This window comes from Leptolyngbya sp. AN10, assembly GCF_050565645.1.
Lineage (GTDB): Bacteria > Cyanobacteriota > Cyanobacteriia > Leptolyngbyales > Leptolyngbyaceae > Leptolyngbya.
Genome location: NZ_JBNXVP010000027.1, coordinates 63,679 through 82,051, shown reverse-complemented (window position 1 = coordinate 82,051; position 18,373 = coordinate 63,679). Strand labels below are relative to the sequence as shown.

General features: G+C 46.7%; 17 protein-coding genes. 15 read left to right on the top strand and 2 right to left on the bottom strand.

What is annotated here, in order from left to right; translation table 11 throughout:
- The first annotated feature begins 8 nt into the window (after positions 1-8).
- The 8 genes from ACQ4M5_RS29160 (at position 9) to ACQ4M5_RS29125 (ending at position 10,351) form a co-directional block, all read left to right on the top strand.
- On the top strand, positions 9-4,025 hold the full coding sequence (locus ACQ4M5_RS29160; protein WP_430679288.1) for an Eco57I restriction-modification methylase domain-containing protein: 4,017 nt from the start codon (positions 9-11) through the stop codon (positions 4,023-4,025).
- 40 nt (positions 4,026-4,065) lie between these two features.
- On the top strand, positions 4,066-8,070 hold the full coding sequence (locus tag ACQ4M5_RS29155) for an Eco57I restriction-modification methylase domain-containing protein (RefSeq protein ID WP_430679287.1): 4,005 nt from the start codon (positions 4,066-4,068) through the stop codon (positions 8,068-8,070).
- 24 nt (positions 8,071-8,094) lie between these two features.
- Positions 8,095-8,355 (top strand): hypothetical protein, encoded by a 261-nt coding sequence (locus tag ACQ4M5_RS29150; RefSeq protein WP_430679286.1) that lies wholly within the window; start codon positions 8,095-8,097, stop codon positions 8,353-8,355.
- Entirely contained in the window at positions 8,340-8,756 is a 417-nt protein-coding gene (locus tag ACQ4M5_RS29145; RefSeq protein ID WP_430679285.1) for a type II toxin-antitoxin system VapC family toxin, read from the top strand. The genes ACQ4M5_RS29150 and ACQ4M5_RS29145 overlap by 16 nt, the downstream gene beginning before the upstream one ends.
- 103 nt (positions 8,757-8,859) lie before the next feature.
- On the top strand, positions 8,860-9,138 hold the full coding sequence (locus ACQ4M5_RS29140; protein ID WP_430679284.1) for a hypothetical protein: 279 nt from the start codon (positions 8,860-8,862) through the stop codon (positions 9,136-9,138).
- Complete coding sequence (locus ACQ4M5_RS29135; protein ID WP_430679283.1) at positions 9,131-9,367, top strand: DUF2281 domain-containing protein; 237 nt, start codon at positions 9,131-9,133, stop codon at positions 9,365-9,367. Before ACQ4M5_RS29140 ends, ACQ4M5_RS29135 begins: the two co-directional genes overlap by 8 nt.
- 1 nt (position 9,368) lies before the next feature.
- A complete protein-coding gene (locus ACQ4M5_RS29130; protein WP_430679282.1) occupies positions 9,369-9,755 on the top strand; it encodes a type II toxin-antitoxin system VapC family toxin in 387 nt (128 codons plus the stop codon).
- Between the two features lie 44 nt (positions 9,756-9,799).
- Positions 9,800-10,351, top strand: coding sequence for a hypothetical protein (locus ACQ4M5_RS29125; protein ID WP_430679281.1), 552 nt, complete (start codon positions 9,800-9,802; stop codon positions 10,349-10,351).
- 9 nt (positions 10,352-10,360) lie between these two features.
- On the opposite strand, the gene ACQ4M5_RS29120 is transcribed toward ACQ4M5_RS29125, so the two are convergent.
- Positions 10,361-11,230, bottom strand: coding sequence for a helix-turn-helix domain-containing protein (locus tag ACQ4M5_RS29120; RefSeq protein ID WP_430679280.1), 870 nt, complete (start codon positions 11,228-11,230; stop codon positions 10,361-10,363).
- Between the two features lie 298 nt (positions 11,231-11,528).
- On the opposite strand from ACQ4M5_RS29120, the gene ACQ4M5_RS29115 reads away from it, so the two are divergent.
- From ACQ4M5_RS29115 to ACQ4M5_RS29090, 6 genes are all read left to right on the top strand, one after another.
- On the top strand, positions 11,529-12,590 hold the full coding sequence (locus ACQ4M5_RS29115; protein ID WP_430679279.1) for a cyclic GMP-AMP synthase DncV-like nucleotidyltransferase: 1,062 nt from the start codon (positions 11,529-11,531) through the stop codon (positions 12,588-12,590).
- The gene (locus tag ACQ4M5_RS29110; protein ID WP_430679278.1) at positions 12,591-14,360 is read left to right on the top strand and encodes a ThiF family adenylyltransferase; all 1,770 of its coding nucleotides are present in this window, start codon (positions 12,591-12,593) and stop codon (positions 14,358-14,360) included. It begins immediately after the preceding gene.
- Positions 14,318-14,839, top strand: a complete 522-nt coding sequence (locus ACQ4M5_RS29105; protein ID WP_430679277.1) for a Mov34/MPN/PAD-1 family protein — start codon at positions 14,318-14,320, stop codon at positions 14,837-14,839. Before ACQ4M5_RS29110 ends, ACQ4M5_RS29105 begins: the two co-directional genes overlap by 43 nt.
- Positions 14,797-16,716 (top strand): SAVED domain-containing protein, encoded by a 1,920-nt coding sequence (locus ACQ4M5_RS29100; RefSeq protein WP_430679276.1) that lies wholly within the window; start codon positions 14,797-14,799, stop codon positions 16,714-16,716. Before ACQ4M5_RS29105 ends, ACQ4M5_RS29100 begins: the two co-directional genes overlap by 43 nt.
- A gap of 78 nt (positions 16,717-16,794) precedes the next feature.
- Positions 16,795-16,935, top strand: a complete 141-nt coding sequence (locus tag ACQ4M5_RS29095; protein WP_430679275.1) for a hypothetical protein — start codon at positions 16,795-16,797, stop codon at positions 16,933-16,935.
- 263 nt (positions 16,936-17,198) lie between these two features.
- On the top strand, positions 17,199-17,483 hold the full coding sequence (locus ACQ4M5_RS29090; RefSeq protein ID WP_430679274.1) for a hypothetical protein: 285 nt from the start codon (positions 17,199-17,201) through the stop codon (positions 17,481-17,483).
- A 51-nt stretch (positions 17,484-17,534) separates the two neighbouring features.
- On the opposite strand, the gene ACQ4M5_RS29085 is transcribed toward ACQ4M5_RS29090, so the two are convergent.
- On the bottom strand, positions 17,535-18,158 hold the full coding sequence (locus ACQ4M5_RS29085; RefSeq protein ID WP_430679273.1) for a hypothetical protein: 624 nt from the start codon (positions 18,156-18,158) through the stop codon (positions 17,535-17,537).
- On the opposite strand from ACQ4M5_RS29085, the gene ACQ4M5_RS29080 reads away from it, so the two are divergent.
- Positions 18,157-18,354: a hypothetical protein gene (locus ACQ4M5_RS29080; protein ID WP_430679272.1), complete on the top strand. Its 198-nt coding sequence runs from the start codon at positions 18,157-18,159 to the stop codon at positions 18,352-18,354. The genes ACQ4M5_RS29085 and ACQ4M5_RS29080 overlap by 2 nt on opposite strands.
- Positions 18,355-18,373 lie beyond the last annotated feature (19 nt).

Genomic DNA, 18,373 nt, shown 5'->3' with positions numbered 1-18,373 from the left:
GTAAACAGATGAAACTACGGGGCGCTAGCATTTTTACCACAGTCCGCACGGAAGGAGCAATGCTTCCGGGGGATTTGCTTCAGCGAATTGTGATTGGAGATAAAAATTTAGATGGACTCAGCCCTACCTCTTACCACTTGTTGGAAGGAGAGAAACTCAATGAAGCGATCAATCGCTCCTGGAATCGCCTACGGGGAGCATGGGTGAGTTTTCAGGCTGCATTAAAGAAATTGCCTGAGCATGATTTGGGAACCAGTGTTACCCGCGATCGCTTTCTACTTCCACTGTTTCAAGAACTTGGATATGGGCGGCTTGCGGTGACGAGGGCAGTTGAAATCGAAGGGAAGAACTATCCAATTTCTCATCGCTATCAACATACACCTATTCATCTGGTGGGATGGGGTGTGAATCTGGACAAACGGACTGCGGGAGCAATGGGGGCGGCACGAAGTAGCCCTCATAGTTTAGTACAGGAATTTCTGAATCGATCCGATGCTTATTTGTGGGCGTTTGTCTGCAATGGTCGTAAGCTGCGAACTCTTCGAGACAACATCAGCCTGACCCGTCAATCGTTTGTAGAGTTTGATCTAGAAGCAATGATGTCAGGGGAAGTGTATGCCGATTTTGTGGTGCTATGGCTGCTCTGCCACCAATCAAGGGTTGAGTCTGAAGTGCCCAAGCAATGCTGGCTGGAGCGGTGGTCGCAAACAGCCCAAGAGCAGGGAACTCGCGCATTAGAACAGCTTCGGGACGGGGTAGAAGCTGCAATTACTGCATTGGGTCAAGGGTTTCTATCTCATCCTTACAACCGAGAGTTGAGGCAATTGTTGCAGACAGGTGAGTTAACTGTCCAAAACTATTACCATCAACTGCGGCGGTTGGTCTATCGGCTACTATTTCTGTTTGTTGTAGAGGATAGAGATGCCCTTCTTGATCCGACTGCTTCTCTAGCTACGAAAGAGCGATATATCAAGTATTACTCCACCACGAGGCTGCGATCGCTGGCAGATCGAATGCGTGGAACACGTCACAGCGACCTCTTTCATAGTTTGCGGGTGGTCGTGAAAAGTTTAGGTGGACAGGGATGTCCTGAGTTGGGACTTCCTGCTTTGGGAAGCTTTCTGTGGTCGGAGGAAGCAATCGCGGCGCTTGAGTCATGCCAGATCGCGAATTCTGCCTTGTTAGATGCCGTGCGATCGCTTGCCTTCATCACGGATCAGCACGGGCGACGACCTGTGGATTACAAGAACCTGCGATCACGAGAGTTGGGCAGTATTTACGAATCGCTGCTGGAATTACATCCAGAGATCAACTCTAATTCTGGAACCTTTGCACTGAAAGCCGTTGCAGGAAATCACCGCAAGACAACAGGCTGCTACTACACCCCAGAAAATTTAGTTCAGTGTTTACTCGATTCTGCTCTCAATCCAGTGCTAGAGGAAGCCTGCCGCCAAAGCAATCCAGAAGCGGCTATCTTGAACCTCAAAGTTTGTGATACTGCCTGCGGAAGTGGACATTTTCTGACTGCTGCGGCTCATCGAATGGCAAAACGATTAGCTGCGATTCGGACAGGTGAGGAAGAGCCTGCACCGGAAGCAATTCGGACTGCTTTACGACAGGTGATTGGGCGCTGCATCTACGGGGTAGATGTGAATCGGATGGCGGTGGAGTTGTGTAAGGTGGCGTTGTGGATGGAGGCGATGGAGCCGGGAAAACCGTTGCCTTTCCTAGAGCATCATATCCAGTGGGGCAATTCGTTGATCGGAGCGACACCCGCTTTGATGGCACAACCCATTCCGGACGTGGCATTCAATCCTATCAAAGGAGACGACAAGGCAATCTGCTCCAAGTACAAGAAGCAGAACAAAAAGGAGCGATCGCAGGGTCAGTTGACCTTGGTTGATCCATCGTCTAAGCCTTGGGGTTGGTTAGAAGACATTCGTGTTTACGCGCCAGAGCAGCATCCCTGGCAGCAGTTGGAGGATATTGCGGCAGCGATGAAGGAGTTGGATCAGATTCCAGATGACTCGATCGCACAAGTTCGCCTCAAACAGCAGAGATATCAAACGCTTCTGGAGTCATCGGAATACCGTTTTAGCCGTTTTCGATCAGATGCTTGGTGTGCAGCGTTCGTCTGGAAGAAGACCGAAGAATTTGACTATGCAATTACCGACGAAATCTTTCAGAAAATTAAGCAGAATCCCTACAATGCGCCAGAGTGGATGGGGCAGGAAGTGGAGCGTTTGCGGGAGCAATATCAGTTCTTTCATTGGCATGTCGCTTTTGCCCATATATTTCAAGTGCCGAAGCATGAGGAGGAAGTTGAAAACAATCAAATGGGCTGGGTCGGTGGCTTTGATGTAGAACTGGGTAATACTCCTTGGGAACGCATTACACTCCAAGAGCGGGCATGGTTTTCTGCCTATCGTCCTGATATTTCTAACGCTGTAACCGCAAGTGAACGAAAGCGCAAAATCCAGGCGCTTCAGGCTGAAGACCCTTATCTGTATGCTCAGTTTATGGAGAGTTGCCGACAGGCTGAGGGCGAGAGTCATTTTCTGCATCAGTCTGGGCGATTTCCACTTTGCGGAAAAGGCGACATCAATACCTATGCAGTCTTTGCTGAAACGAATCGGCTTTTACTTAGTTCAAAGGGTCTGATGGGCTGTATTGTTCCTTCTGCACTTGCGACAACTGACACAACTAAGTTTTTCTTTCAGGACTTAATGAACTTAGGGTCGTTGGTCAGCTTCTACGATTTTGAGAATCGAGAACGGACGCTATTTCCAGATATCGATTCTCGGATGCGGTTCGCTTTAGTGACTTTATCCGGCAGCGATCGCCCGACCAGCAAAGGAGATTTCGTCTTCTTTGCTCATCGGATTGAGGATTTGGATTTAGAAGAGCGTCATATTAATCTGACGATCGCAGATATTGCTCTCCTCAATCCCCACACCAAGACTTGCCCGATCTTTAGAACACGACAGGAATTTGCGATCGCGAAACAAATCTACACTCAAGTTCCTGTTTTAGGGCACTCCAACGTTTCTGGTGATGACTCGTGGAACATCAAAGTTGTGCAGGGGCTATTTGACCAAACTCTGGATGGAGACTGCTTACATCAATCGGAGATGGTTGGTGAAACTCAACTGCTGAGGGCTTATGAAGCCAGAATGATTGGGTTATTCAATCACCGAGAATGTTCTGCCGCTACGACCGATAAAAATACCTTTCGGACAGGAGTGAGCATTGAGATTACGGACGCAGAACGTCAGAACCCTGAATTTTTAGGAAAGTCGCGTTACTGGGCATCTCAGGCGGAAACCGAGCGCCGCATTCCAGCGAATTACCCTTACCAGTGGTTTCTAGGATACAAGGATGTCACCAGCGCGACGAATTCTCGCACCATGATCGCCTGCGTTATTCCAAAATCGGCGGTTTTAGCCAGCATCCGAACGGTTCTCTTCTCAGAGCATCCGCCATCTAGCCTATTTTGCTTGCTGGCAAATTGGAACAGTTTTTGCTTTGACTTCATTTGCCGTCAGGGAACTCCTGGCAATCATTTATCGGACTACATTTTGCGCCAGTTACCGATGCTAGTTCCTTCTACCTATCAGCAAAAATGTGAGTGGGATAGGACGATGATTCTCAGGGATTGGATTCTTGCTCGTGTGCTGGAATTAACCTACACTGCATGGGATTTGCAGGCGTTTGCCAAAGATTGTGGTTATGAGGGTGCGCCGTTCCAATGGGATGAAGAGCGGCGGTTTTTGCTGCGATGTGAGTTGGACGCAGCTTATTTTCATCTCTATCAGCTTCAGCGAGATGATGTAGCGTTTGTCATGGATACGTTTGCTATCATCAAGCGCAAGGATGAACAAAAATACAGCCGCTACCGAACCCAAGACACGATTCTTAGCGTCTATGATGCGATCGCGGCAGCCATCCGAACGGGTCAGCCTTACCAAACGGTGCTTGATCCAGTTCCCGCTGATGTCCGTTTGGCTCATCCACTGGTAACTTAAATTACTAGACTTCCTGCCCACTGCCCCCTGGTTCATTAGTATGACGATTCGCAGCAAAAATGTTTTCACCACGGTTCGGACTGAAGGAGCGATTCTTCCGGCAGATTTGTTGCAGCGAATTGTAGAGGGCAGTAAGGATCTGGAGGGACTCTCACCCACGTCTTACCATTTGTTGGAAGGCGAAAAACTGAATGAGGCGATCAATCGATCGTGGACTCGGTTGCGAGGGGCATGGGCTAGCTTCAAGATGGCGTTGGAGAAATTGCCGCCAAATGATCCAGGGACGAGTGTGACCCGCGATCGCTTCTTACTCCCTTTATTTCAGGAACTGGGATATGGTCGGCTAACGGCGGCTAAAGCGCTTGAGGTTGAGAGCCGAGGATATCCGATTTCTCATGGTTGGCTGCATACGCCGATCCATTTGGTGGGGTGGCGGGTGGATTTGGATCGACGGACGGCAGGGGTCGCAGGGGCAGCGCGGAGTAGTCCTCATAGTCTCGTGCAGGAATTGCTCAATCGATCGCAGGGGCATTTGTGGGCGTTGCTCTCGAATGGGCGGCAGTTGCGAATTTTGCGGGATAACGTCAGCTTGACGCGGCAGGCTTATGTGGAGTTTGACCTGGAAGCGATGATGCTGGGCGAAGTCTATTCGGACTTCGTGTTGCTGTGGCTGTTGTGTCACCAGTCGAGGGTGGAAGCGGAGAAGCCGGAGCAGTGTTGGCTGGAAAAATGGTCGAAAACGGCACAGGAGCAGGGAACTCGTGCGCTGGATCAGTTGCGGCGTGGGGTGGAAGTTGCGATCGCAGCTTTGGGTCAGGGGTTTCTGTCTCATGTTGCAAACCGGGAATTGCGGCAGCAGCTTCAGTCGGGAGCGCTCTCGACCCAGGACTACTATCGGCAACTGTTGCGATTGGTTTATCGGTTGCTGTTTCTGTTTGTGGCGGAAGATCGGGGATTTTTGCTTGATCCGAAGGCGGATTTGGCAGCGCGGGAACGTTATACGCTCTATTATTCGACGGTTCGACTGCGATCGCTGGCAGAAAAGCGGCGGGGAACGCGCCATGCGGATCTCTTCTTTGGGTTGCGGCTGGTGATGGAGAAGTTGGGAAGCAGTGAGGGCTGTCGGGAGTTGGGGCTGCCTGCGTTGGGGAGTCTATTGTGGTCAGAGGCGTTTGTGGCGGATGTGGTGTCTTGTCAGCTTGCGAATACGGATTTGCTGGCGGCGATTCGGGCATTGGCGTTTATTACGGATAAGCATGGTCGTCGTCCGGTGGATTACAAGAATCTACGATCGGAGGAGTTGGGCAGTGTTTATGAGGCGTTGCTGGAGTTGCATCCGGAACTGAATGTGAGTGCGGGAACGTTTGGGCTAACGACGGCGGCGGGCAATGAGCGGAAGACAACGGGTAGCTATTACACGCCAGAAAGTTTAGTTCAATGTTTGCTGGATTCGGCGTTAGATCCAGTGGTAGATGAGGCAGTGCAGCAGGCAGATCCAGAGGCAGCCATTCTAAATTTGAAGGTTTGCGATCCGGCGTGTGGTAGTGGACATTTTTTGATTGCAGCAGCGCATCGCATGGCGAAGCGGTTAGCTGGGATTCGCACGGGAGAAGAGGAGCCGTCACCGGAAGCAACTCAGAAGGCTTTGCGGGATGTGATTGGGCGCTGTATTTATGGCGTGGATGTGAATCCGATGGCGGTGGAGTTGTGTAAGGTGGCGCTGTGGATGGAGTCGTTGGAACCGGGCAAACCGCTCTCGTTTTTGGAGCATCATATTCAGTGTGGAAATAGTCTGTTAGGGGCTACGCCTGCGCTGTTGCGGAAAGGGATTCCGGATGAGGCGTTTACTGCGATCGAGGGTGATGACAAAGCGTATTGCAGTAAGTACAAGAAGCTGAATAAGGAAGAGCGATCGGGGCAGTTAAAGCTATTCGATGCAAACTTTGAACCGTGGCAGCGGCTGGGCGATTTAGCGACGAGTTTGGTGAGTTTGGATCAGATTGCGGATGATTCGATCGAGGGAATTCAGCGCAAGCAGGAGCAGTATGAGTCGCTGGTGAAGTCTACGCCATATTTGTTTAGTCGTTTTTGGGCGGATGCTTGGTGTGCGGCGTTTGTGTGGAAGAAGACGCAGGAGTTTCCCTATCCGATCACCGATGAGGTATTTCGCAGAATTGAGCGCAATCCGCACAGTGTTGAGAAGTGGATGCGTGATGAAGTAATGCGGTTGACGGAACAGTACGAGTTTTTTCACTGGCATTTAGTGTTTCCTGATGTGTTTCGGGTTGATCAGAATGGAGAGCCAGAGAATGAGCAAACCGGATGGAATGGTGGGTTTGATATAGTTTTGGGAAATCCACCTTGGGATCAGATGCAATTTCGAGAACAGGAGTTTTTCTCGACATCTCGTTCGGATATAGCTCATGCAGCTACAGGCAACACCAGAAAGCGAATGATTCAGAAGTTAGAGCAAGAAGATCCATCTCTCTACAAGGCTTTCACTGTCGCACGTCGAAAAGTAGATGGAACTAGATATTTCGTGCAACAGTCCAGGCGATTCATTTTGACAGGAAGAGGAAGAATTAATGACTATGCTCTTTTTGCCGAGACAATGCGGTTAGTTCTTAATCGGCTTGGAAGAGTTGGTTGTATCGTTCCCTCTGGAATTGCTACGGATGATAGTACAAAATATTTCTTTCAAGCTCTAACTCAGTCTCAAAGTCTAGCCAGCCTCTATGATTTTGAGAACCGTGATGAAATCTTTCTTGGAGTTCATCGTAGCTACAAGTTTTGCCTTTTGACTTTTTCTAATTGTCGAATACAAGCTGATTCAAAATTCATCTTTTTTGCTTATCAGATAGAAAACATAAATGATAAGGAAAGGAGTTTTACTCTCAGTCCTGATGACATCGCTTTACTTAATCCAAATACTTTCACTTGTCCCATTTTCCGCTCTACAAGAGATGCCGAGATAACTAAAGCAATATATCGTCGTATTCCCGTTTTAATTCGTGATGATATTTCTGATGGAAATAGATGGGAAATTCTGACTAAGCCTGGGCTTTTCAATATGACAGGTGATTCTAATCTTTTTAGAACAAAGGAAATTTTAGAAAAAGAAGGCTGGCAACTAGAAAACAATGTATTTACTTTGGAAGACCAAAAGTACTTACCGCTTTATGAAGGTAAAATGTTTCACTTCTATGATCATCGGGCGGCTGGAGTAGTTATAAATAGCGATGCAAAATTTCAGCAAGGACAAGCAAAAGATTTAAGTTCAGAAGAGCATATGTCACCTTGGACATTACCTTATCCGAGGTATTGGATTCCTGATTTAGAAATTGAGAAACAGCTAAGAAATCAATGGACTCGTAAATGGTTAATTGGATGGAGAGAAGTAGCAAGGAGTACTGATGAGCGAACTTTAATTCCTGGTATATTTCCACGAGTAGGACTGGGGCATAAAATACCAACAATTATTGTAGGTAGACAGTATGAGCTTTTCGCTCCCCTACTGGTTTCGTGTCTAGCAAGTTTTATATGTGATTTTGTGGCGCGTCAAAAACTTGGTGGAGTCAGCTTTACCCCTTTCACTTTTAAGCAACTACCTGTAATTGCACCAGCCACTTACAACCAACAGTGCGTCTGGTTTAGCAATATAGCCTTACAAAACTGGCTCCTACCTCGCGTTCTCGAACTCACTTACACCGCCTGGGATCTCCAACCCTTCGCCCAAGACTGCGGCTACGACGGTGCGCCCTTCCGTTGGGACGAAAACCGCCGCTTCCTCCTCCGCTGCGAACTTGATGCCGCCTACTTCCACCTCTACGGCATCCAGCGCGACGACGTAGATTACATCATGGAAACCTTCCCGATCGTCAAACGCAAAGACGAAAAAGCTTACGGTCACTACCGTACCAAAGATCAAATCCTCGAAATCTACGATGCAATGGCTGAGGCAATGAAAGAACAGCGATCGTACCAAACCCTGCTCGATCCGCCTCCTGCTCATCCCAGCGCGGCGCATCCAGGCGAGCGATCGTAAAATTCAAGAAAAAGGAGAACTCTCATGCAAACCATTCGAGTGCGATCGCGAGTCGGAGCCGACGGCAACCTTCAACTCCAACTTCCCGAACAGCTTGCCAATCAAGAAATCGATATTGTCCTCGTTTATCAATCCGTTGACTCGGCTGAACAGCAGCCTCCTACGATCGCAGAAGACCCCCTAATTGGGCTATTCTCAGGCTCTTCTGATCTTGCCACCCGTTCAGAAGAAATCCTTCAAGAAGAAATCGATCAGCCTAGTGGATGGACATGGAAACAGTCATAGCGGATACCGGATTTGTGGTTGCCCTCACCAATCTGGCAGATACAAGACACACCGAAGTTAGAGCAGTCTATACTCGGTACACCCAAATTCTGCTTCCTCAAACCGCTCTGGTAGAAATCGCTTATTTACTGGGACGAGATGCAGGAATTCAGGTCGTCGTAGCCTTTCTACAAGGATTACCTGCAAGTCGTTTTATCTTGACAGAACTGATTTCAGAAGACATTTCCAGAATTGGTGAAATCCTAACTCAGTATGCAGATAGCAAAGTCGATTTTGTTGATGCCAGTGTCATGGCGATCGCAGAACGATTAAATATCAAAACGATTCTCACGATCGATCAACGGGACTTCAGGCTTTTTAGACCAAAGCACTGCCAAAGTTTTACAATTTTACCTTCCTGAGAAATCGAGAAACAAACCCTGCTCGATTCGCCTCCTGCCGATCCACGAGTTGCCCATCCCCCACGCTAGGTTCAAGCTATTTCAACACACAGAGGACAAAACCATGCAAATTATCACCCAACTCGACGACGATGCTGCAAACAAACTAACTTACATTCAGCAACAGACAGGACAAGACACAGAAACTGTCCTCAAAACCGCGATCGAGCAGTATTATCAACAACTTCAGCCTCCACAAAAGACAGCCTTGGACATCTTTCAAGACCTTGGGCTGGTTGGATGTATTGATGCAGACCCCGACCTTTCTACAAACTACAAATCGTTGATTAGCGAATCACTTGAGCAGTCAAAAGCGTTACTTGGAGGACAATTCAATGCCTGAATTTGAACAACTGAGAGAAGACATTGCCACCTTGCCGGAAGATGCTCAACAACTTGTGATCGATTTCGTATCCTTCCTCAAACACCGTTACCAAGCCTCTTCCACCACACATCCTCAACCTCTGAACTTAGACAACGAATCCTTTGTTGGCATGTGGAGCGATCGACCTGAGATGCAAGACAGCACCGCGTGGGTCAGACAAGTTCGACAACAACAGTGGCGTAGCTAAGATGACCCAAATCTTGATTGATACTGACATTCTGATCGATGTTGCCAACAATGATGCGATCGCGAAAGCAAGACTGACCGCAGAAAGCCAGAATGCAGTTCTAGCAGTTTCTACTGTCACCGTCATGGAACTAATCATTGGCTGTCGCAATAAAGCTGAACTAAACACATTGAACCGCTTCCTCGCCCAGTTTCAGACTCTTACAATCACCAGTACAATTAGCGATCGCGCAACCGAGCTACTTCAAAATTACTACCTCAGCCACGGCTTACTGATATCTGATGCTCTCATCGCTGCAACCGCGATCGAGAACCAGATTCCTCTACTCAGCAAAAACCAGCGCGATTTTCGTTTCATTCAAGAACTCAACTTACTTTCCTATCCTTAAGACAAGACAGAATCGAGAGTCCCTATCCATTAATTTGACAGCTTATGAGCGATAAAGACCCAATTTTGGAAGTTTTTCTCAAGGAATACGACAAACTCAAAACTGAGCAGGCGCAGCGCATTGGCTTTCGCGACAATTTGCTTTATGTCACATTAGGCGTATTCGTCGCTGTTGTATCATTCGCACTTAGTAATCCATCGAACTTTGCTGCCTTGCTGATCATCCCCTGGGTCTGTGTCATTCTCGGTTGGACTTATGTGGTCAACGATGAGAAAATCACTGCTATTGGGCGCTACATTCGTGTGACGTTAGCTGAGAAAGTAAAAGAAAAGACAGGTTATCCTGATTCGGAGTCACTGTTTGGATGGGAAATCGTCCATAGAATTGACGAGCAACGCAAACGCCGGAAAATTGAACAACTCGTTATCGATGAAATTGCATTTGTGGTTTCTGGAATAGTTGCAGTAGGAACCTTCTGGGTACTTGTTCCTCAACCTGGATTAGCTGTACGAATTCTCAGTTTGGTAGAACTGCTTCTCCTGATTGTTCTGGGAATTGAAATTCTGGTCTATGCTAATTTAGCCAAAACCCAATAGAGCAATGTTTTAGAACAACTCTAATTGATCTACCTCTGTCACTAATTTAAGAGTCAGTAGACGAAACCAAAGCGCTTGCTGACTGACCTCATATCGTTTGGCAAGAAAGGCAAGATCGCCAGTTCCATATTTTTTGGCATCCTGTCTCAGCCACGATGCAGGCATCAGAAGATCTGCTGCAAATTGGTTTGCCCTTGCCTCTGCTTTCGCGTCTTGCAGCTTTTCAAGATCTGCCGTAGCTGATGGTTGTGTAAAATCAACACAGACATTACGAGCGCGATCGAAGACTAAATGACCAATTTCATGAGCCGTACTAAATCGCTGTCTCACTCGTGGATGCGCCTCATTGACCCCAATACAGAACTGATCTTGAGAACTGACAAATATTCCAGAAATCTCATCCGGGAACTCCCACTCAAAAACTGGAACTCCTAGCTTTATCGCAACATCCCGTGGGGAAACTGGAGGTTCTTCAATCTTTAAACAAGACAAAATACTTTCAGCGGCTCTGCTAGGTCGTAATTTTTCAATTCCTTGGGGTATTTGCTCCAGTTTCCGACTGTGCTTCTGAGCAAATACTAAAAAGGCAAGAACTGGTTCCCTAGCAGTAGGACGGACGGCAAGGGCACGTAAATGTATACCACCTAACTCTTGAAATTGCGACTCATTCTGAAAGAAGTAGTCAGTTGGCAATCCTAATATCTGGGCAATCTGCTGCAAATCTACAATACTGATTTTTCGCTCACCAGACTCAAAATGTGAGATTGTGGCAGACGAAGAATATCCAATCTTCCTCGCCAAGTCTAGTTGAGAGACTCCTACACTCTCTCTCGCTCGCCGAATTCGCTCTCCAATAGCCTGATATAGATCGCTCGTCATCACTCCAACGCAGTGCGTACCCCAAGAGTTTACCCTGTAATGGAGCGGTTGCGCCTGTAGTTTTTTGGGAAGGCTGTTGGCAGCTTGGCAATACAGCCTGAAACCTAAGCAAAACTTCTTTCGTTAGAATGGAAAACTTTGCTTTTTTACAGCCTGATTTCACAAATTGTGAAATCAAAGAAAATTTTTCACACATTCTCTGATCGCGTGTATTATGTCTTTAAGTTTCACGGAACGTGAAATTTGATACGCTACAACCTCTGCAAAATAAGTAAAGCTACTCAGTCTCTACAAAATTATGGCGAACATTCAACCGCAAATGCGGCAATTTCATGATGCGATCAAACTGAAGCGCTTTGAGGAGAACGAAACGCTCCGGGAAAAGCGCCAAATTATTCTGGATCGGCTCGATTCAGAACTAAAGAAGATTTTTGCTGCACAAAATCTGAAGCCTCCTCAATATAGTTGGTTTGATCAGGGGAGCTATGCAATGGGTACAGGTGTAAAGCCTACTAATAGCGATTACGACATTGATGTTGGTATCTACTTCAAAATCACTAAGGATGATTATCCTGATCCCGTAAAGGTCAAAGGATGGATTTATCAGGCTCTGCAAAACCTGACCTCGCGTGTTGAGATTCGCAGATCGTGTGTCACCGTCTTTTACCAAAGAGAAGGGGAGTCGATCTACCATGTCGATCTCGCCATCTACTCAGACAAAGAGTGTAACCCTGATGGCAAGCACTATTTGGCAAAGGGCAAGCAGAATTCCTCAACAGAGTATCGCTACTGGGAGGAGTCAGATCCCCAAGGCTTAATGCAGCTAATCAAGGGGCGATTCTCAGACAGCGAGGAGGATCTCCAATTTCGTTGTAATATCCGCTATCTCAAGCGGTGGAGAGACTTGAAATTTAGTGCTGACGGTAACGCAGCACCGATCGGAATTGGAATCACGATCGCTGCCTACTACTGGTTTGTGCCCAAGTGGAGACTGGACAGCTTCAGCAATCAGAAAAAGTATAACGATCTCGAATCGCTGCGGTGCTTTGTCCAAGCGATGATCAATCATTTTTATCTGAAGTACGTTGACGGAAAGCAGTTCTACCGTTTGGAGGTTAAACTTCCGATCGCGCCATTCTGCGATCTCTTCGAGAAAATGACGGATGATCAGATGACTAAATTTCGGGAAAAACTGGTTGTCCTATTAGCAACTCTTCAGCAGGCTCAGGAGAAAGCTGATCCGGTGGAGGCTTGCAAGGTAATGCAAGGTCAATTCGGTGAAGATTTTCCAGTCCCCAGCCGCTCTTCAACAGGTCAACAACGTTCTCCTGCAATTGTTTCTTCAGGTTCTTCTGCCTAAATGTCCTCACTCTCTTCTCTTAATTTCACGCTGGCGAGTCTCGCGCACAATAATGGTTTGCAAAACCCTCGCCAGCTTTTTCCTCAAGAGCATCCGTTTCTTGAAAAGCGTGACGTGATTGCCGCAATCGCTGGCAAGATCGATCTTGCTGGTAAAACTGTCGAGCTATGCGTCGGGATTCAAGCTTCGTTTCCGCGATCGCTCCCCATCATCTACCTAATGCCGCCAGATGCATTTGGAATGATTCCCCACTTGGAGGAGGATGGGTATATATGCTACATCCAACCTGAAGGTTTGCTCCTAAATGCTGCCGATCCCGTAGGGATTTTAGTCGATGCTGTCGAGAAAGCGATCGCGGTTCTTGAAGCTGGCATTAGTGGCGAGAATCATCTGGATTTCATGGATGAATTGCCTGTGTACTGGGAAAAGATTGCACAGCAGACGCTCCCAGGATTTCTAACCCCAAATGACAAACCCCGCCGAGTTTACATTTACAGCAACAAAGGAAGCGACCAACTCATCGCAGATTCCATAGAGGCTGTAGAGGCTTTCTTCAATCGAAAAGAAAGAGCTTTGCGCTGGATGAGTCGGCGTTCTGCGCTGTACGTTCCCTTGAAGCAAGGCAGTTTTATGATTCCGCCTCGTTCTAAAGCGCTGTGGCAGCCAAAAGATATCAATCGATTTATTTCGAGCAATCTGTCTCAGAAAAATCGAAAAATCTTTGCTCGACTTAGGCGCAAATCTCAGGACTTTATCATTTTGGGTGTGCCTCGTCCAAGTGGAGGCAGAACGCTAATCGGGATCGACTTTGCAACTCTTCAGAAACAAAGTCGCATCCAGGCAGGCGTAATGTCCCTACCCAAACCGATCACCATAGAACGTTATGACTCAGATTATCTGCTCCCACGCGGAGGTGGACAACCTGATCTCACAGCATTTCGCGTTCTTCTGATTGGATGTGGAGCAGTGGGTGGCTATGTAGCTCAGAATCTAGTTCAGGCAGGAATTCGACATCTCACTCTACTTGATCCTGAAGTTTTCAGCCGGGAGAATATTTATCGGCATTACCTTGGCGGAAGTGCCTTGGAGCAGCCCAAAGTTACCGCCATCAAGTATGATTTAGAGCGAAAAATTCCATATCTAACAATCTCCGCGATTCAATCGTCGATCGAAGAGGCAATCCAACAGAACTTAGTTGATTGGTGCAATTTTGATCTGGTAGTGGTTGCGATTGGCAATCCAACCGTTGAATTGTATTTGAATCAGCACTTCCATCAGCAGAAAAAGACCTTACTAGCTACCTTTACGTGGCTAGAACCCTATGGCATCGGTGGACACGCATTGCTAACTCAAACCGGGCAAGCAGGCTGCCTAAAGTGTTTATTTAATGATGCCTCTGATCCAGATTATCCTCTACATAACCGTTCTGCTTTCGCGGCACATGGGCAGTCCTTCGATAAGGACGACTTAGGGTGTGGGCGATCTTATATGCCATTTAGCGCAATGGACGCTCAAACAACCGCAGCAACCGCAGTACGGCTGTCGATCTCTGGACTGCTAAACCAGGAGCCAGGAAATTCATTATCTTCTTGGAAAGGAGATTCTCATGCTTTCATTCAAGCTGGCTTCAAATTTTCACCTCGTTACCAACAAACGACGGAGCAGTTGCATGAGAATCGGTATAGTTATGTCAACGATGATTGCCCAGTGTGCAGGGCAAACCAAGCATGGAACCCCTCATTTTCCAGAAAACCGATGGCGGCAAGCTAGAGATTGGTCTCAAGGCATTAACCAAAATGCTGCGGTATCGTCAGAAAAGCGAGTCGAGGAAAGAAGCGGGTGGCGTTTTAATGGGGCGATATATTCGCGATTGCTTAGATGTGGTTATCGATGATGTCACAACCCCAATGTCAAAGGATCGTAGAACAAGATTCAGTTTCTTCCGAAATCAGGAGCAACATCAACAGATCCTGGATAACGTATGGCAAGCGTCCCTTGGAACGACTCATTACTTGGGCGAATGGCATACTCACCCAGAAGCAGTTCCGACACCCTCGCCAGCTGATCTTGCAGACTGGCAAAAGCATCTCTGTTCAGATATTTTCAGTGGCAGTACACTATTTTTTATCATTGTAGGGATAGAATCGCTCCAAACATGGGAATGCCATCGGCAATCGTACAGCAAAACCTCTAAGATCGAATCGCTATGCAAAATGTTGACTTTGCAATCGTCACAGCACTCAAAGTAGAAAGAGATGCAGTTTTGAAACGGCTTGACAGTTCTCAACTGGTTCAAGATGACTATGATCCGCTTTCCTATTACTTGGGACACCTCGATATCCCAGGCTCAAGCCAGAGATATACGATCGTAGTTCTACTTCTGCTGGATATGGGCAACGATGAAGCTGCTAGTGCCACAATGCAGTTGCTCAATCGTTGGCATCCGAATTATGTCCTAATGGTCGGCATCGCTGGAGGTGTGCGAGGTCAAGTCGAACTAGGAGATGTTGTCGTAGCCAAGTATGCTTTTTATTATGAGCAAGCTAAATTAACGCCTGAAGGTGAGCAGTTACGGTCGGAACAATTTCCAAGTGATCGATTGTTGTATGGTCGCACCTATACCTATGAAATTTCCGAATGGCATAGATTGATTGATGCAATCCGTCCTGGTGAATCAGGCGAACAGCAAATTCCTTCAGTACATTTTGCTCCGATCGCCAGTGGTGAAAAAGTCATTGCCGATGAAGAAACGATTTCAAAGCTAGTAAGAGCCTGTCCTAAGTTAGCTGCGGTTGCGATGGAAGGGGCAGGGGTAGCACGAGCCGCTAGGACATACCCTAAATCTCCTGGGTATCTAGAAATTCGTGGCATCTGCGATTTTGCTGATCCTCAGAAGAATGATAATTGGCATGAATACGCAGCAAATGCTGCGGCATCATTTACGGTTGGATGGTTGCGTAGCTGCCCTGTCCCACCTTTAGAAAATGTTCACTCTAATCAAGTGCTTAATGAAAAAATCTCTAACAGGGCTACCTCAGCAAACCAACATATTGCTGATGAGTTACAAGGTGTTAAGAGACAACGCTTAGAGACAAAACATGCCCATCTGCACTCAGAATGGGAAACAAGAAACGAAAAGTTAGCGAAATTGCGCCAAGCCCTTATTCTTGAAACCAGTGCCGATAGGCAGTTTCAGTTAGAGAAACAGATTCAGAAGGAAGAGGAAGGCATAGAACACTTAGAGAGTGAGTTGCTTAAGATTGAGCAAATTTTGATTAGTACTGTCTCTTCCACTCAAATTTCCTCGCTGCAACGTCAAGTCTCCAAGCCTCTGCTAATATTGTGCGCCCAATCTTTGCGCGCGATCGCGCCGGACGAAATTTTAACTGGGTTTGATGAATCACTTCAACAAAGGGAGCGCCAGTTTATCTCCCTTGACTTCACCCGCTTTGTCCAGGGAGGAGTATTCACAAATCCAGAACAAGCGGTTCAACAGTTGATTAATCCGGCGGGAGTATTATTAGGCGCGATCGCTCGGTCAAACGAAGCAGAATTAGTATTTCACGGACTGGTACACATTCCGTTGCTGATTTTAATGGGGCACTTAGTCAGCGATCGTATCTCTGTACGCTTATTTGAATTCCTTCCCAATACGGATTCCTCATCTTGGGCATGGGGTGATCCTACTCAGCCCTTTCCTCGATTAGAGAGCTATGGCATACCTAATCAACAGGTCTGGCAGGCAAAGGATGTTATTTTGCGTGTATCTGTCAGTTATTCTATCTCCGCCTCACAAGCAGCCATCGTTGCCCCAGAAGGAGCAATTGAAATCGATCTAACGTTATCTAATCCAGAACGCAGTATTGTCCGAAGTGAAGCTCAGGTGAGAGAATATGGACAAATTTTCCGACGAACACTTGATTTGATTGCTCAGAAGCTTCCGCCTGGACAACGAATTCATCTTTTCTATGCAGGACCCGTTTCTTTGGGCTTCCATCTAGGGCAGCAAATCTCTGAAAATATTCATCCGTCTGTCATTGTTTGGAATTATCACCGTCAGTATGATTGGGCAATTGATTTGTCTACAGCATATTTGGGGGAAGAGTGTATTGTTCGACCTGAATGAAGCGCGATCGCAGTATGACGCAATCGGATAACTGCTTACTTTGCGATCGCATAGCTTCTACATCAAGAAAACGTGGTTGTGACTCCGAAATTGAGTCGGTTCGATCGTATTCAAGAAAACTATGCAGCGTCGGATATTGCTCTGAGTCAGGATGATTTGGATGGGTTGGATCAAGTGTTTCTGCCGCCTGTGCGATCGCAGCCTTTGCAGATGCTGTAAGTTAGGGTTGATTGTCGATCTCGCTCATCATTCGAGCAGACAGCATCGGAAAAGTGCATCTTTACTTTTGTCAAAACTATAGATGCAGTACAAGACTGCCAATTGTCCCCAAAAAATCTGCTCCAAAACTTACTTGACAAGCTTTATAGTACATATATACGATAGAGCAAGTATACTGAATTTGTCCCAGATTGCGGTATAGATTGTTCCCAATTAGATACGTAGAATTCGATCGCGCATTGTTGTTATACGAGGAGCGATCGATGAACGAATCAGAATGGTCAGAAATCAAACGCATTTTGGTGCAGGCTTATATCGTTCTGGAGGAACTTATGTCACCCTTAGCCTGGAACAATGCTGATTCAACAACTCAAGAAAATGTGGAGGAAGCAAAGAATAGGATTGCTGAAGCATTGCAAGATCCTGAAGTGGAAGAAGCTGCCCAACTGATTGAATATGAAACCCTCCTCCAGAAGCTGGAAGCTTTAGAGATGCCAATCACAGATGAAGAAATCGACATCTCTGAAAGATTCCGTAATTCGTACTAACTCCAACCAATCTGATCTGTCACACTATTAGCGAGATGCGTAATAGCTCTATTAGGCAAGCTTTTCTAACCTTTGTATTAACTTGGTCAAATAGTCTTTGAGAAGTTGCTTACCTCTTTCGCGATGCTTTTCTTCCAAGCGCCCAGAAATTTCTGAATGATCGATTAGATAATCCCGAATGTAACGAAGCACTCTGAGGTAAGCATACTTATTCGGTTCAGCTTCATTAGGATATCGCTGTTTGATGTCCTCCACTCGCATCTCTCGACGATACTTTATACTCAGCATCAACCACGCCTTGAGGTACATAAATACGTCTTTCCGAAATCTTTCTAGATCTTGGTTGGCTCGAATTTCTTCCCTCGAAGCTGTGTCCATGCCTAGTTCTTTGCGACAAGCCCAATTAGCAAGACCTACTAAAAGTTCGTCTTCGTCACCCAACCTTCGTACAACTTCATCACTTGCAAGAGCCTCATTCTTGATTTGTTCAAGCAGTGATTCATCTCGGATTGATAGGCGAGCAGAACTATAGTTCCGATGAGCAGGCAGAATTACTGCATAGTACTCTGTGTCTTGCTGTTCAAGAATGCCCTCTGAAGTTTGAGTAGTTTTATACTTCTGAATGCCTTCGTCTTTTGCTCGTTCTATTGCACCTTTAACTAGAGCATTCACCATGTCAAAAGACAGAGGCGCGCCAAAAAGTGCAAAGATTATTGCTGTAGCCGTAAAGCTAGAATCGGGAAAAGCTTTAGATAGTAGTAGTGTTCCAGTAGCAGATCCCCAAATAAGAATCAATACAATCCAAACTGCTTGGTCTTCATTTATGCAGAAGAAACGACGAAACCGCACCCTTGAAAAAGCCATAATTTAACTTCCGTCTTCAATTCGGT